This is a genomic window from Paenibacillus sp. OT2-17, from assembly GCF_009827695.1.
In the GTDB taxonomy this organism is placed as follows: Bacteria; Bacillota; Bacilli; order Paenibacillales; family Paenibacillaceae; genus Paenibacillus; species Paenibacillus polymyxa_B.
Genome location: NZ_WUDQ01000058.1, coordinates 1 through 16,780 on the forward strand (window position 1 = coordinate 1; position 16,780 = coordinate 16,780).

Below are 16,780 nucleotides of genomic sequence, written 5' to 3' on the forward strand. Positions count from 1 at the left end.
AACACCTGTCCATCCTGCGGCACCAGATAAAAGGACGTAATCTGGTCGCTTTCTTTAACCTTTTTCTGCACAACAAAGCTCTTAAAATCTGACCAGCCTCCCTGCTGCTGTCCAGCCTCCTTGTACAAAGGAATTTAGATTGTCCTGGGAAATAACTGGACAGATCCACGGTTCTGTGCGGCAAGCCATATTTAACCCCAATCGGAGTGATACCGCCGGAAACCAGCTCCGCGTTGCGTGTATTCAACGTATATTGAACTGAGCCACCCCGATCATCCGCAGCCGTAATAGTAATTTCAGCAAGGCCGCTGCCTGTACCCGAAGCCAGTGATAAAATGCTGCCATTAAGCGATGCACTCACCAACGTCGGATCACTGGAGCTGACTGTAAATCGCAGCTCATCCCCATCCTCGTCGTAGAACAGTTGTTGCAGATCATAATCCCTTTGCTGTGTAACTCCGGGAGTCAATACCTGCTCGTTTATAGCCGCTATGACTTGAGGAGCTTGATTAAGCTGAGGCATGCTGACGGTAACCGGGAACGTCGCTCCCTCTGCACGTCCGTACTGATCATACACACTGAGTGTTACACTTGTGGTCCCTACACTCACTGGGTTTAGCTGTAGTTTCTGACCATTCATATGGGCCGTAGCAATTCCTGGATCATACGTGTCTGCTGTCACTGACAGGGATGCTAGATCCCAGTTCAACAGGAACGGCGAGAGATCCAGTTCTGAGGCAGCATCTCCCCATTGAAGCAACTGCTCAGGGATCGCTGTAATAACCGCATTTTCCAATAGATGGACCTGTAGGTCTGTGCTAATCTCTCCGCCTCTATCGTCTTTAGCCGTGATGGTAATCACGGTATTGCCGCTAGTCAGCCCATGAATGACAAGCTGATCATTTTGAACTGTAGCATCTGCCACGGCTGGATCAGACGAACTGATTTCATAACGAATCGGATCATGATCCGGGTCGGCAAAGATAGTGGACAGATCCACGGTTCCGTCAGCCTTGCCTAAAATCAGATGTACCGCGTCTGGTGCACGGGTAACCACCGGGCTACTGTTCGGTATAGGCAAAACCGTTACAATCAAGGTAACTGTATCTGTTCCACCCTTGCTGTCGTCTGCCGTCAGGGTAATACTTACACTCCCCGCTTGCAGCGACTGCAAAGAAAGCTGATCTCTCATTATGGTAGTCTGCACGATAGAAGCATCCGAACTGGTCGCTGTGAACACCAGCGGGTCACCATCTACATCCGTAAATATCGTGGAAAGATCCAGCGTCGTATTCGGCTGACCCAATGTGACGGTTAGCGGTTGAGGGTCTTGTCCATGCGGAGCATGGTTAGGAGTGCCCTGAACCGTTAGCTTGAATTCAATCTGCTTTTGGCCTGTGCTGCCATCTTCTCCTTGCTGTCCGTCATTGGCAGTGACATGAACGATCGTACTGCCCGCGCGAAGCGGACTCAAACGCAATTCATCTCCCGTAAGCACCACCGACGCTACAGCAGGATTATCAACAGTAACCTGATACGTTAAGCTAGCATTTTCCGGGTCCTGAACATAATCATTCAAATGCAGAACCAAGTCGGACTGTCCCGCAGTAAGCGCCTGATCGGATATACCTGCAGATACTGGCTGGCCGTTCACGATAATTTTGAAGGTAGACGACACCCTTTTTCCCCGTCCATCATTAGCCGATACACTGATGGATGCTTTTCCGACACTGACTGGCGTAAGCTTTAATGTATTGCCCGATACAGACGCCCGTACGATGCCGGATTGAAGAGAAGCTGCCGAGAAGGTCAAGATATCCCCATCAGGATCGGTAAAGAATTGGCGTAAATCGTACAATTGTTCACCAGCGCTTTCTGTAATTACACGCTCTACTGAAGCATTCACGACTTCCGGTGAACGGTTCGCGCTGCTGGATGAACCGGATGAGCTTCCAGAAGATGAGGACGTACCTGTTACACTTGCCACAGCTAGACCCGTAACAGCGTTGGAAGCTACTCCGGTACCCAGTGTGACCGCAGATACCTGTACATTTCCACTCACATTCACCCTTGCTGCCGGGTTGCTGACTTGAATATTTTCAATACTACCTGTATTTTTCAATTCCAAGGCACCCGTCCCTGTGACGGTCAGCTGCTGGATCGTGCTATTACCTGTCATTTCGACGGACTGGCTGCCATTTACCTGAACGGTCTGAACCGTTCCCTGAAGATTGACTTTGTTCGCCCCTTCATTAACATTCAGCTGCGGCAAGGATGCATCGACGCTAACCTCAATGCTTGCGTTGGATTGCACGTTCATGACTGTCGCGCTTGCGGTACCACTGAGTACAACGTGAACGTCCGGTTTTGTGACATCCATTTGTGTCAACGTTGAGCTATCAAATACAACTGTATTGTTATCTCCGCCGTTAATATGGGTCTGTCCCTGTACCTGTACATCCTGTGCATAAAAATCCTGCTGCACCCGGGCATCCACCGTTAACTGCTGTTCCACTTTCAAATGCAGCACCGATGTAAAATCCCCGGCAATCACCAAATCTCCGTTTAACGTAGAGCCGTGTCCGTCCAGCACAACGTTGCCGCTGAACTCCGCTTCGCCGTCACGAGCCGAACTCCCGCTGCTGCGAAGCTCCAGCCAAGTGACCTTATCCACCGTCCGGCCTATGGCATGGAAACGAATGCCTGCGTTGCGCAGCGCGGCCTGATTATCCGCGTGAAAAATGCCGCGCAGCGGCTCTGCAACGTCATAAGCGATGCCATTGATCCGTATCTGCTTGCCGTCCATTTCCTGGAGCTGCGAAGCACGCTCCTGTGGAAACAAAGCAGATACGAGCAGGCTGGCCGCATCTACGCGGCTTACCGAGTCTTTGGCGTGCAGATTTCCGCGAAATTCACTCATCAGCCCGTCATTCAGCGCCGCCCGAATCATCGGGGTCGCCCACGGGCTGGCGTCCTTCCACGCCGTCGGCAGCGTCTGCGCCGACGGCGAGTCGGTTGTGCTGGCGGGCGTGCCCGCAGACGTACCCGTCCCAGCGGACCTGACCAACAGCGCGACCAGTTCTTGGGCGCTGATCAGGTCATTCGGACGGAAGTGTCCGTTGGCGTCGCCCTGCATCAGCCCGGCCTTACGGGCTGCCTCTATAGCCGGGCGCCCCCAGCTATCGGCGGGCACGTCCGTGAAGGAGGCAGCGCCGTCCAAGTTGCCCGTCGGAAGCTGCAACGCTTTGACCAGCAGCACGGCTAGCTCCTGACGTGTGAGCTTCTGCTCAGGTCTGAGCGTTCCGGTTGGATCGCCTTGGATGATCCCGAGTTCACGGGCTTTTTGTAGTTGTTCCAATTGCTGTGCTGTAAGCTTCTGTACATCCGTCCAGGTGGCAGTATTGTTCCCTGTGGACCCCTTGGATACGGAAGCCGTATCTATCACGGTAGCCTGCTCTGCTCCGGCAGGAAACGAGGGGGTCAGCAGCAGCAAAGCAGCTGCCAGCTGAGCGGTTAACTTCTTATTTTTCATGGTGCAATTCTCTCCCCACCGATAAATGTAATCATGTATTTAAAATCATAGGATACGTATGTTTTACGGCCGAGGACGACCGATAAAGACTCCTAAATTAACAGGGTAGTTCGTCCCCTCAACATTCCATTCACCAGATTGATAATGGTCTGGATTACCAATGACCGTACCGCTATTCCGTCCCAAAGCCTGCCCTTGACCAATAACTGCGATATCTATAAGCGTGTTGTTGTAATACAGCTTAAGCGTAACAGGTTCCGAATTGTTATTTTGTAAATGCAGGAAGGTAAAATACCACTCCTCCGATACGAATGAACTCAGATCATCCGCAATAACAAATGTTTGCCCAGGCATAATTACATCTCCGTCATTGGCATTTATAATAATCGGGTCTGGTTGGTCGGATCGCTCAATCCATATTCTATTTTTCTCCAACGGTCTGTTTGTAGGGTTATACAATTCAATCGCCTGGTCCAGATAATCCGGTTCGCCTTGCCACACGACTTCGGAAATGAACAAGTCTCTTTTCTCAACAATCACTGGAATCGTAAAAGATGTCGTTTCACCCCGATTATCATTTGCTGTAATCGTAAGGAACGTCAGACCATTACGCAAAGGTTGTATGAAAAGTGCATTCCCTTCTACCTGCCCCCCTGCCACCAATGGATCAGAAGACACCACAGTATAGGTCAGCGTGTCTCCATCCTCATCAGAGAACATATCATTCAGCTGCAATATTTGCTGACCATCTCCCGGGTCCAAATATTGAGGTTCAGGCACACGGGTCACTACCGGACGATGATTTACGGGTTGAGGAGCTTCAACTTGGAGCATAAATGAAGTGAAAGAAACGCCCCCACGTCCATCATTCGCCGTAATTCCAATCATCGTAATACCAGCATTATGCAGTGTTACAAATGAATCTTCTCCATTCTCCGCCACACTGCCTACTAGGGGGTTGGAGGAAGTTATGGTATACGTCAAGGTGTCGCCATCCTGATCCATAAATAACGAGCCCGGATACAGCATCAGCTTGTCCTGCAACACATTAGCAACTACGATAGGTAAATGAGGTAAAGCCACAGGTATGTGATTCTCAGGCTGCGGATCAGGCAAAGGCGCATTCACCATAGCAGCAAACTGAAGTGAGGCTGTACCTCCCTTGCCGTCATGGGCTGTTATCGTCATTAGACTAATGCCGGCTTGAAGCGGCGTAAGCATAAGCTGATCGCCTGTTACTTCTCCTGTGGCCACTTCTGGCGAAGCCGATTCCACCGTGTAGGTCAGTGCATCGCCATCCTCATCGTTAAACAAGTCAGACAGGCTAATCTGCTTGGCACCTTCATTTAAGAGCAAAGGAATGTCATTTAGGCTGTTGCTCGCGACAGGACTGTGATTAATGTCCTCCTCATAAGTAGTGCTGGTCACTGTATAGCTGAAAAACACGCTCGCTTTACCGCCTTTTCCATCCTCTGCCGTAACAAATACCTGCGTGCTTCCTACTGATTTAGGTTTTAGTGTAAGCTGTTGATTTGCCACTTCTGCTTCTGCTACGTATACATCCGAAGTGACCGCATGGTACGACAGTTCATCCTGATCGGCATCGTAAAACACATTTTTCAAATCCACTAGCGTATCTCCAGAACCCAAAATGGCATATTGATCGGCAGGAACGATAGCTGAGACAGGTACATGATTAGATGTTGGCGTTGGATTCGTTGTAGAACTACCACCGCCACCACCAGATGAACTTTTTTTAGTGCTTGTTGAGGATGTATCCGAAGATGCACCCAACGTGGTATCACGTATAATTTGAGTCTCTGTTCCCCGCTCCGCAAGACGGGTCTGTACAGTCTGTATCCCATTGGCGAGACGTACCTGTGTATCGGCAAAATTCAGTTTAAGCTGCTGCCATACACCACTTCCCTGAATCTGAATAGGCTCATGCGTATCCACGATCATTTCGTTTACGTCTGCATGAATCTCTACATTTTTGGCACCCCGCATCAGGGTTACCTGAGGTAACGTATCACCTTGAATACGCACATAATCTGCTGCAATAGCTAACTTGCCTTTAAATTCTGTCCCTTTGCTATACAAAGTCACCGGTTGTTGGGCTGTACCACTTTGCACAATTTGAAGTGCTGACAGATCAGCTACGTTTCGGTTCGATGCCTGATAGGTCAGGGTAGCCCCTTGAAGCGCCGGCACATTGTCTGCTCCAAACAGTTGCTTCAATTGCTGGCCGATCAAATAGGGCTTTCCATCCATATAGGCGATATCCCCGTCGATACGAGATAGGATTCCCGTCCGTTCACCCGATTGGAATACATTCACCAAAAAGGCTGCGATATCCTGACGTTTTACCTGTACTTTAGAGTCAAACCGATTATCCGGCGTATCCATTAATCCCAGTTTGAGAGCTGCCTCTACGTTGCTTTTGGCCCATGCGCTCACCTGATCCCCATCAGAAATGTCCTGAACATCTCCGCCTTGAACATGGGTTCCTCCAATCGCTCTCACCAGAATGGCTGCCAATTCCTCACGACTCACTGCAGCATCCGGGCGGAAAGCACCTGATTCATCTCCGGTCATTAGACCTGCCGCACGTACAGCTTCTATATAAGAAGCTGCCCAACTCCCCTGCGTATCCTTAAAAGTTACTGCTTTCCCCGTTGCGTCAAGCTTAAGTGCATTAGCCAGCAAAGCTGCCATTTCCTTGCGCGTTAACGGTTGATCTGGACGGAAAGAACCATCTGGATAACCCGTGATCAGTCCTTGCTTCACAGCCTCCTGTACCGCCTGTAATGCCTGGGATGACATAGTGGACTGATCTGTAAAAGATACTGTACTGGCTTTAGTCACAATCGCTGACGTCTCCCCTTTCGTTTCCGCATGAACAAGCTGGGGCCCCCATGCCATACCTGCCAGCAACGTCACCATCAGCACTTTTTGCCATTCTTTATTCGTTTCTTGATTCATCAGACTCTCCCCCGTGAACGGTTCATTCTTGTTATTAGTGAAAAGATCTTATCATCCGCCTCTGAACCAATTCTGAACAATATTAAAATTTTATCTTTTTCACAGTCTGGACTTTGTAGCAAATGAAAAAAGAGCGCTCAGCCAGATGGGCTAAGCGCTCTAAAACTTCTATAAAACGTTGATGTACATGCCATATCAGGAAACCGTAGGATTCCATTGAAAGGTAGCTGCGGACTTGGAGGGAAGGGTAGATTTGAAAACCTTATTTCCCTGCCGAACCTTAAATGTCTTTGTGTTCTCTCCCGTATTGGCGGCAATCAGGACAAGCGTACCGTCGGGGTTGCGATAAGCGACCGTTTCGATACTTCCACTATAATGTGTAGAATCAATACGTACTGCACCTGGACGGACAAATTTGCTGGCGTGCCCAATCGCATAGTACTCCACATTTTTCGTAACTGCACCGCTTAACGGGTCGATGGTCACTACACCTCTACAGTTGGCGCAACCCCCATTGGCCGGACCCCCGGACGAGTCAAGTGCGATATTCCAAAAGAGGACATTTTGCGACCAGTTTCGGGGTGCACCAATGATCAGCTTGGACATATCCCAGCTCAAATCATCTCCAAAGCCCGGACTCCACGCCCCCCCACTACATTCTGTCATATATACAGGCTTATCAGGAAAAGCATTATGCACATCTGTCATCGCCGTGGGCTCTCCTTTGTAGCAATGAAAGGCCGTTCCGTGCGTATAGCTTCGAGCCTGTTCATCTCCTAACACGGTCTTGACATATTCTCTCCCTGTTTCCCAGTTATGGTCAAAGGCAATAATGTGAGTAGATAAATGGTTTCGATTTAGGGTCGGGCCCAGATATTGTTTAATAAAATTCGCCTGTTCTGCTGCCCCCATACTCATGCTGGGATACTTGGGCGTAGTGAATTCTGGCTCATTTTGAATGGAAATCGCCTGAATCGGAATTCCCTCGTTCGCATACGCCTGTAGATAACGAACAAAATAGTCAGCATACGCCTGGTAGACACGCGGATCGGTATAGTCCAAATACCAGCCGTTATAAATCTGCTCCCCATATTTCATCCAGGGCGGAGCTGTCCATGGGGTTCCCATAATCTTTAAATCCTGGTTTCTTCTCAAGATTTGCTTCAGCACATCGATCACATCCCGATCCTTGGCGATGGAGAAATGATTCAGCTCATAGTCCTTGCCTGTTGCCACATCGTCATAGGTATAGCTGCCAGGCTGTCCCTGCTCATCTACGGAATAATCTGAGGCTCCAATGGTATGGCGAATATAACTCAGTTGAATGCCACTGGCTGTAAACAAATCATTTAGCAGCTGATCACGCTGATTGGCAGACATGCCATAATTCATCAGGTATGCGGACGAACCGGACACCGCTGCTCCAAACCCTTCCATCGTCTGGTAACGAATATCTGGCTTAATCTCAATCGTCAGTGTATCCGCATTCGCTGCATTTTCTTTACTGTTATCCTTATTCCAACGGATCGGGGTTTGTTGGGTTAGGCGATTCGCCGGATCGGGTGTTGTTAGCCACATGTTGACGTTATTTTCTGCTTTCGGCCCCGGAACATTCCGTATAGCCATACTGGCCAGGACCGCACAGATCAAAATGGCTACTGCAGCTATAAGCAGCCAGATGTCAGTACGTCGTTGCTTTTGGAGTTTCTTCATCTAATGTCCTCCTCTCCCTATCATTAACCTATCCCCATCCTCCCTACTATTTCAGCTTTCACTTGGGTCTCCCTTTGCATACATATGGCAAAAAGAGAGCCGGTGCTTGTGCCCGCGCTCTCTTGAATATAACCATTTTAAAACAAATGTAACGGGATTACTTTTTTGCCTTTTCTGTAGAGGTTGCCGGAATCGTAACACTTCCTGTCAGTCGTAAATCCTGAGAGGAACTGCCCACATAAATGGGCACTTCACCCGCTGGCATAACCCATGCTTTGGACTTTTCATCCCAATATGAGAAAGCTTTCGGGTCGAGCTCAATGCGAACCTTCTTCTCTTGACCCGGCTTTAACTCTACCTTGGACCAGCCTGCCAGTTGACGGGATGGAGTCTCTACGTTTGTCGGAAGCTTACCGTTGTACACCTGTACAACCTCAGCTCCGGCTGTTTTACCCGTGTTCTTCAATTTTAGCGAAACTTCGACGGAACTCGTACGATCGGATTTTTTTCCACTCGCATGCTGTTTTGTTTTCAGATCGCTATATCCGAATGTCGTATAGGATAAACCGTGTCCAAAGGAGAACGCCGGTTGAATACCCGATTTCTCATACCCACGATAGCCTACAAAAATACCATCTGAATAGTCACCTATACCGTTCACACCCGGAAACTTCTCTGGTGAGGACACGGGTGTAGACTGCTCGTTAACCGGGAAGGTTACCGGCAACTTACCCGAAGGATTCACATCCCCGAATAAGACGCGTGCTATAGCATTCCCTTGCTCTTGTCCAGCAAACCATGCTTGTACGATGGAAGGGACTTTGTCCTGCCAGGTATCCATTTGCACGGCTCTGCCGCTCATTTGTACGACAATAGTTTTCGGATTTGCAGCCGCAACCGCACGGATTAGCCGATCCTGATTGTTCGGCAGTTCCATATCGGAACGCTCAACATATCCTTCGCTCTCATACGTACGCGTAACAACAATCGCAACATCCGATTTTTTCGCCAATTTCACAGCGTTGTCAATCAACTTATCTGACGTATCTGCCGGAGGTTCCCAGCCCAGACGAACCATACCACCGGAATCACGACCATTGGTCGGATAATCAGCGCGGTATTCAATACGTATCTTGTGCTTTTCACCCGCTTTAAGGGAGATGCTTTTCTTCGTAGTGCCCAGCTTTTCACCTTGATTGTCTACGAAAAGCTTATCGTCGAGATACAGCTTGCTTGATCCCAAACTGGTTAATGACAATGCATAGTCACCATCCTTGGGAGCTGCAATAGCCCCTGTCCAGCGTGCAGATATCAAGCCGTTCAGTGTCGTTGGTGTATTTGGAACTTTAGGGGACTTCGCATTGAAGCCCTGATAATTATAAAATCCAAGGTTCATATTGACTTGGTCATCATTGCGTACAAGAATCGGATTTCCTTCCATCTTGTTATTCTTCCAGTATTCGCCTCGAAGCCCCTGTTCGCCATCTCCATAAGTTGCATATCCAACACTGATATCCTCTTTCTGATCAGATGTAGTCAACAGTGAAGACGGAACAGCCGATGGGCCAGGCATAATGTCTCCTGCAGAGATCGGGTCTGTACCCGGTGCATATTGAACGGTAACACCTTTGCCGACACGATTGCGGATGCCCTCTAACGGACTCACGGTATACGTCGGGTTCACCAACGAACTACCTCCGCCTGCCACAGTGCCGTTATCTGCATCGGGGCCTATCACAGCAATGGACTTGAGTTTATCTTTAGACAACGGTAATGCATTGTTTTTATTTTGAAGCAGTACCATACTTTCCTCAGCCAATTGACGGGCTGTCTTGCCATGGTCACGGGCATCAATTTGATTATTTTGAGCCGGGTGATCGAATAAACCTTTGCTGAACATTTGCACCAAAATGCGCCCAGCCTTATCATCAATCGTTTTTTCACTTACCTTACCATTTTTGACAGCCGCCAGCAGCTGATCTCCCCATTTACCATAAGGGGTCCCCGGTGTTTCCAGGTCCAATCCGCTATTTGCCGATTCGACTGTACTCAGGTTCGCACCGTAATCACTCATCACGAAGCCCTTGAATTGCAGTTCCTTCTTCAAGAGGTCCGTCAAAAGAGTTTTGTTCTCACAAGCAGACTCGCCGTTGACCTTGTTAAAGGAGCACATTGCCCCTCCCAAATCTGCCTTGGCGATGACTTCTTGGAACGGGCGTATGTAAATCTCATGCAACGCACGGTCACTGACTTTGACATTCGTCGTGAAGCGCTCTGTTTCCTGATTATTCATAAGATAATGTTTCGCAGTCGCCAAAACAGGGTGGCTTTGTATACCTTTGACATAAGCGGTCGCCATTTGCGATTGCAGTAGCGGGTCCTCACCCATAGATTCAAAGTTTCGCGATCCCCATGGAATACGGGCAATATCCATCCCCGGTCCAAGCGCAACATTATGAGTTGTATTAAAAGCCTCGTCTCCAATCAAATCACCATACTGTTTGGCAGCTTGGGTATCCCACGTTGCAGCCAACGCAATTGGAGCAGGCAACGCAGTAGATTGCTTGTCCTGCACATCTGGATTAGCGATACGCACACCCGCTGGTCCATCTGCCATCGTCAGCGCCGGAATGCCCAACCGCTCCATCGAATTATTATAGAATCCATAGTAATTGTTGACCTTGCCAGTCACCAAATCTATTTTTTCTTCCAGCGTCATTTCCTGCAGCAGCAACGCTGTCCGTTTCTCAGCCGACAGGGCCGTGTTCATCCAAGGCCGATCTGTCTGGCTTCCTGCCGCTCCTGCAATATTCATAGGTCCGATCACAACAGCCGCGATAACTGTCATCATCACCATACGGAACAACCATGTTGATTTCACTTTCACGTTTGTAATTCCTCCTTGATGTTAGATCATGAGGTGAATGCCTATTCAACTCTCACAGGCTTGCAAAGGCTCTCGATCCTGCGAGCTCCGACAAGAATCCAGAGCCACGGGATAAGCAAGCAAGTCAGCAAAAGCCGCAATGGCTCAAGTGACACGTTTACCACCCTACCGTACATTTTCGAAAATTTCATTGAAAGTTTTTGGAAGTACAGCACTAGGACCTTCACTCTTTTTCATGAAAAGAGAGCGTTAACAATTCAGTTAACCGATAATAAAATTACACTTTTGTAACTATTTGATGACGGTTTTTTAACTAATTTCAATCCATAAAAATGATTCATATGTCCCACTCTTGACTTACTCATATGGCGTTACCTAGCGTGCGACCAAAGTCGCTATTTGGGAATTGGAAATACTTATGTATAAGGATTTTGCAAAATCCTGGTATAAAAAACAACGCTCATAAACAAAAAAATTCCAGAGAACCTGAAAGGTCCCTGGAATTAATGTGATTATTCAAACGGATACCGAAGCCCCCATTGTGAACGAATCTGATCCATCAGTTTCATAATTCCTAACGATTCATCTAAAGAAATAGTAGAACTTTCGAGCAAACCTTCGTTCAAGCAACGCCCGACTTCTTCTGCTTCAAAGGCATAGCCTGTAGAGGATCGGTCATCCTGAAAGTTTTGTGCCTCTTTACCGTCCACAACTAAAGTAGCCGATGTGCTGTTCAGGAATGACGGAATGTGGATATAACCCTTTGTTCCATGGATGTATGCCTCATTCGTCAATCCGAGACGGACTGCCCCGTTAAGCATAGCCGTGCGTCCTTTTCCATAATCCAGCAAGATCGAAAATGTCTCGTCAACGCCTGTCTCCCCGATATGAGAAGTGCTCCATACATGCTCAGGTTCAGGACCGAAGACCATTGAAGCAAAAGAAACCGGATAAATTCCTGCATCTAATAGAGCACCTCCGCCCAGCTCAGGGTTCAAAAGCCGCCCCTCCGGGTTCCAATCTATTCGAAAACCAAATTCCGCCTTAACCAGCTTTACCTCGCCAATGTGTCCCGCATGTATCCACTCCCGCACTTGGCGAATCGGAGGCAAAAAACGTGTCCACATTGCTTCCATCAGGAATAGCTTACGCTCACGTGCAAAGCCGATCATTTCCTCCAATTCTTTGCTGTTGACGGTGAAGGGTTTCTCACACAAGACTGCTTTGCCCGCCCGAAGAGCCGTCAGAACATTTTCTTTATGAAAAGGATGGGGAGTCCCTACGTAAATAGCATCTACCTCGGGATCTTGTGCTAATTCCTCATAGCTCCCGTAAGCCCTTGATATTTGATGCTTAGCTGCAAATTCGGTAGCGCTTTCAATAGTGCGTGATCCAACAGCATACCCTTCTCCATTCGTAACATGCGCCAAATCCGCCACAAATTGATCTGAGATCCAGCCTGTGCCGACAATTCCCCATTTAATCTTTTTGCTCATACTTGTGTCCCTCCCAGCAATTTGGTTAACGTTGACTTACAACATACCCTTTTATTCTAGCAAACGCCTGTCCTAAACAAAAGAAACATTTGCTAGACGACAGTTTCTTTTGTGACCCAGCAGCATCTTCATTTATACCCATTATTGAATGACGTATCTGTAAAACTTTTTATCCACTTTCATGACTGGAAAACCAATCGGCAATTCTTCTGGAGCTATACTAACAAAGTCATTCTTCTCATAGAAACGATGAGCTGCTACGAATTGTGGTGTTGTTCCAAGATAGATTTCTTCAATAGACCTTTCCCTGGCCCATCCTATGGCATGATGCAATAATTGATTCGAAACATTGAATGTTTTACCTCTATAGTTTTGTTTTACAAACATTTTTCTGAGTGCTGTCTTACGGTTCTCAATATCTAACAAAGCTATAGTTCCTACTACGGTTCCTTCACTAAGAGCCACCCAGAAGTTGCCGTTACCACGCTGATAAAAGTTTTTAATATCAAGCAAATCTGGCTGATCTTCTTTGGTTATGGCGATATTATATTCATCTTTTTGAATATGTAAAATTAAATCGACAACTTGTGATTGATACTCGCTTGAGTACTCTTTTAGAAAGATACTATTAATCATCGTTGTGTTCTCCTATTATCGTCAATTGTTATACTGTTAGATTCTCATCAAACCACAGAACCTAAAATATTACCCATATCTCCTTATTGGCGCTTGATACACGCTCAGTATTAAATAACTCAACCTCCGCAACTAAACTAAGTTTCCACCTACACAGTCGAGGATGCGAAATCATTGTTTAGGTGCGAACGTTGAGTTAATTATGAATCTCTATATATCAGAATTCTATTCTACGCTTGAAGCTGTGTAAGAATTTGCGGGTCCTTGATCTTCTGATCCTCGGCCAACAACACAATTTTGGATAGAATCTCCGCTGTTCTTGGGTCTTCGTCCAGAAACGGCAGGAAGATGCGTCCACCATGCTGCGAATGCACCGGAATAATATGCAGTGCTCCCTTCGCTTGCTTATAGACACCCCCGCTTCCCAGATGCACAGCATATTCGCCAAGAGTCCCATCTACACGTGCATAATTCCCATCCAAGCGTACATTGCTAATTTTCAGCAGGCGAAGTGATTCCTGCACAATCACCCTACGCATTTCAATGGTCGTCAGACTGGCCTCTGGATCAACGCCGCCTACATGAGCAACACTGACGACCAGATCCACGTCCCGCATAACTTCGGAGAACAGAACAGGAGGAACTTCATCCAACGGTACGCTCTTATACGTTGTCCGATCAAAGAACTGTACTGTCTCCAGCGTAGGAGCCTCGGTATCCGCTGGTGAGAACCAGTCTGCCATGGCATACAGGTTCGCAATCAGATTCTCGGCATAGTACACCTTCTGGAGTCCGTCCTCATAGCTGACTGTCCATTGGCGACCTTTCAATAGGGATACCGTTTTATTCGGCTGTACCTGGTGTCCCGCATATCGACGGGAAACTGTCGCGTTTGCACGTTCATCAGCATTCAGTAGGTACAGCTCACGGAACACCTGCTTAAATGGCTGGCGTATCTGGCGGTCGAATAAGTCCTTCTGGAAGTCGCTCCAACGACCACTTTCGAACAAATGAAGGGGGTGAGCGATAATCAGCTTGTCTTCTTCTCCTATAGTATGCTGTTCAGCAAAAGGAGCCGTCAATACCAACGTTTCCTCATTAAAATATCCGAGGTGATCATCGGCCTTGAAAACCAGTGTCCGCACCAACGGAGCAAGCACAGGATTACCCAGCAATCCTCTTAATTCCTTCACCATAAAGGTCGTACCAGACTCCATAGAGCGTTCCAATTCTTTGCGAGCTCTGCGGTACTGATCCACTAGATCTACTTTAAGCTCCTTCAGCGACGTAACATACTCATCCTTCTTGAAACGAGCCGGAATGGATTTCAGCGTCTTGCCTTTGCTGACAATTTCAATATCTGCCGCTCCTTCAGCATCAATGACGAGCTGCACCGTTGTAGCCTCGTCCAAAGCATGTGGCTCAAAATAAGACCGGAGATCATCCAGCTTACGAGCTTCCATGTCCCATACGAGACGGGTTACATCATCATAACCTGCGTTACGTGCCAAATTCCCGAGTGCAATCCGTGAAACCAGTGCCTCACTGGCCTTACGCTGTGCCCCAAATTTTTTGCTTTGTTCCAGAAACCTCTGGATAAAATCATAACGTTCGCGTACATCTGGTTCAGGCGGCTGAGCAAGTGGAATCAGACTGTAGGTCAGCAAATGGTCTTTGTTTCGCTTGTCCTCCACTGATTTTTCCATTTCACTCCGTTTGAGCTTACCCAGCGTCGCATCCGCAAACAACTGGGATCGACGATGATTGGCTCCAGCTGAAATATACTTGGCACAATCGTACAGCAGATCAAATCGTTCCTCGCCCAACGTCTCATAGGCCTCATGGAACCAGTGAATATCGAAGGCACCATCATTAAAATCTTGCGGAGCAATCGGCGAATAATGGGCTACAATCGTTTCCTTCTCGGCCGAAAAACCTTCATTGATATGTGCATGGAAATACCATGCGGCACTGCGAAGCCCTTCCCAACCGAGATAGTCTGCTACAATCTCAATCCACTGTGGAGCATACATAGCAGCCTCCAGCAGACGTTTATCCGTAATTTTAGTGTTTTTCAGCTTTTCCTTGAGCAATGTGGCATCCTCGCCATCACTCGGATAACATGCTTTGAGCAAGTGGCTGAACGATTCTTTTTTGGTAATACGATCACCGTAGCCGTACACATAACCACGCACAAACGTTTCCTTGTCGAGACCCTCCAGAATACGGATGAAATAATCCATACCTTCAAATTGGCTCAATCCCATAACCTTTGGCGTAGCCTCGGTAGGCAAATCTCCTCGAACCAATTCAACCTCTAACAGTCGATCAATAACCGTGCGACGTATTTCCAAAAATTCATGTTTGCTAGAAATCCATGTATTGCGGGCATTGGTTAAGGAACTCATATGTCTTCTGCTTTCCCTACCGGCCAGCAGTTCCCGATAGACTTCCCCTACACCGATCAACCCTTTTTCATATGCTTTGAAATAATCCTCCAGATCCAGCGGAGAATAAAAACGATTTTCCGCTCCTGGCAGTTCTGCGTAGTTCACAAAGGTATGGAAAAAGCGCTTAAAGGACTCACCATCATGAACCTGCCCCTTCTCCAGTGCCACCCACGGGCCGGACAATAGATGGAGCATTCCCATATCCTCAGCAGGTCTGTCCTTAGGCACGCCCTGCATTAGTGAATTTAAAGCAAGGTCAATTACGTCAAATGTTTGGTCACCGGATGTGTCCATAAAATAAGCATTAACTAATGTGCTTACCTGATCGGAATAGGTCAGCTCTGCCATCCACTTCTGAACCTCGTTAATCCGATCCAAAGGATACATTTGCTCAGCGAAGTCTTTACGCCATCCTTCCAGCAGCTTGTGCTTGCTTTGTTCTGAATAGTTCATGTTAAAAGAAAAGTATCGATAGTAGCGATCCAGCGTTCGGTCCATAGGCTCCAATCGGTCATAAAAAACAAGCTCCAGCAGTTCACGCGCTTCCATGCCGCTTTCCTGCAAATAACGGTCCCACTCCTCATAGAGAGGATATAAAGACAGTCTAGAATCTACTTCTTCATCGACCTGAACCAGCCGTAGAGGACGAAGGTTCGTCCCAATAAGCAATGTATCTTTGTAGCCCGAATAATACTCCGCAGTATATTCCACATCACGATGATGATGAACAAGCTCATCCAGTCCGCTCAAGAACTGCTTGAGCTTCTCCAATGGACTAACAAAAACATCGGACAATCGAAAATCACCCAGATCAACTTTCTCTTCCAACCAAGCTTCCTTGACATTCGGATCGTACAGGCCAAAACCGTTAGCCCCTGTATAAGCATCCTCCTGTCCCAGCTTGGACAGCAGTTGCTCCTCTTTGGCTGTGGGTTGCTGAATGATATCCGCCAAAGGCCGCAGGCTTTCATACTGTTCGGCACGATCCGGGTCTGCATATATCTTCGTCAATACTTCCAGTCCACCCAATCGTTGCAGCTCCGCCTTAGCACGAAGCAAGCGTTCCAATGAGCCAGCCAGCGGC

At 47.8% G+C, this 16,780-nt stretch carries 6 protein-coding genes and 2 pseudogenes; all 8 read right to left on the reverse strand.

The window, feature by feature from the left end; translation table 11 throughout:
• Window positions 1-128: pseudogene (locus tag GRP75_RS29645) on the reverse strand (nitric oxide dioxygenase); the annotation flags it as partial.
• A gap of 3,014 nt (window positions 129-3,142) precedes the next feature.
• Window positions 3,143-3,532: pseudogene (locus tag GRP75_RS30645) on the reverse strand (S-layer homology domain-containing protein); the annotation flags it as partial.
• A gap of 63 nt (window positions 3,533-3,595) precedes the next feature.
• Window positions 3,596-6,514: an S-layer homology domain-containing protein gene (locus GRP75_RS10685; protein ID WP_160789301.1), complete on the reverse strand. Its 2,919-nt coding sequence runs from the start codon at window positions 6,512-6,514 to the stop codon at window positions 3,596-3,598.
• Window positions 6,515-6,709: 195 nt separating this feature from the next.
• Window positions 6,710-8,227, reverse strand: coding sequence for a glycoside hydrolase family 30 protein (locus GRP75_RS10690; RefSeq protein WP_160789302.1), 1,518 nt, complete (start codon window positions 8,225-8,227; stop codon window positions 6,710-6,712).
• A 157-nt stretch (window positions 8,228-8,384) separates the two neighbouring features.
• Window positions 8,385-11,114 (reverse strand): glycoside hydrolase family 3 C-terminal domain-containing protein, encoded by a 2,730-nt coding sequence (locus GRP75_RS10695; protein WP_160789303.1) that lies wholly within the window; start codon window positions 11,112-11,114, stop codon window positions 8,385-8,387.
• Window positions 11,115-11,626: 512 nt separating this feature from the next.
• Window positions 11,627-12,610: a Gfo/Idh/MocA family protein gene (locus tag GRP75_RS10700; RefSeq protein ID WP_160789304.1), complete on the reverse strand. Its 984-nt coding sequence runs from the start codon at window positions 12,608-12,610 to the stop codon at window positions 11,627-11,629.
• Window positions 12,611-12,751: 141 nt separating this feature from the next.
• Window positions 12,752-13,246 carry a GNAT family N-acetyltransferase gene (locus GRP75_RS10705; RefSeq protein WP_160789305.1) on the reverse strand — a complete coding sequence of 165 codons (495 nt, stop codon included), beginning with the start codon at window positions 13,244-13,246 and terminating at the stop codon, window positions 12,752-12,754.
• A gap of 230 nt (window positions 13,247-13,476) precedes the next feature.
• Window positions 13,477-16,780: DUF4132 domain-containing protein (locus GRP75_RS10710; RefSeq protein ID WP_160789306.1), on the reverse strand; the 3,304-nt coding region annotated here is incomplete at its 5' end.

Excerpts from the sequence above, each read along its gene's own strand:
- GRP75_RS10685 (WP_160789301.1), bottom strand. The coding sequence starts at position 6,514 with ATGAATCAAGAAACGAATAAAGAATGGCAAAAAGTGCTGATGGTGACG.
- GRP75_RS10690 (WP_160789302.1), bottom strand. The coding sequence starts at position 8,227 with ATGAAGAAACTCCAAAAGCAACGACGTACTGACATCTGGCTGCTTATA.
- GRP75_RS10700 (WP_160789304.1), bottom strand. The coding sequence starts at position 12,610 with ATGAGCAAAAAGATTAAATGGGGAATTGTCGGCACAGGCTGGATCTCA.
- GRP75_RS10705 (WP_160789305.1), bottom strand. The coding sequence starts at position 13,246 with ATGATTAATAGTATCTTTCTAAAAGAGTACTCAAGCGAGTATCAATCA.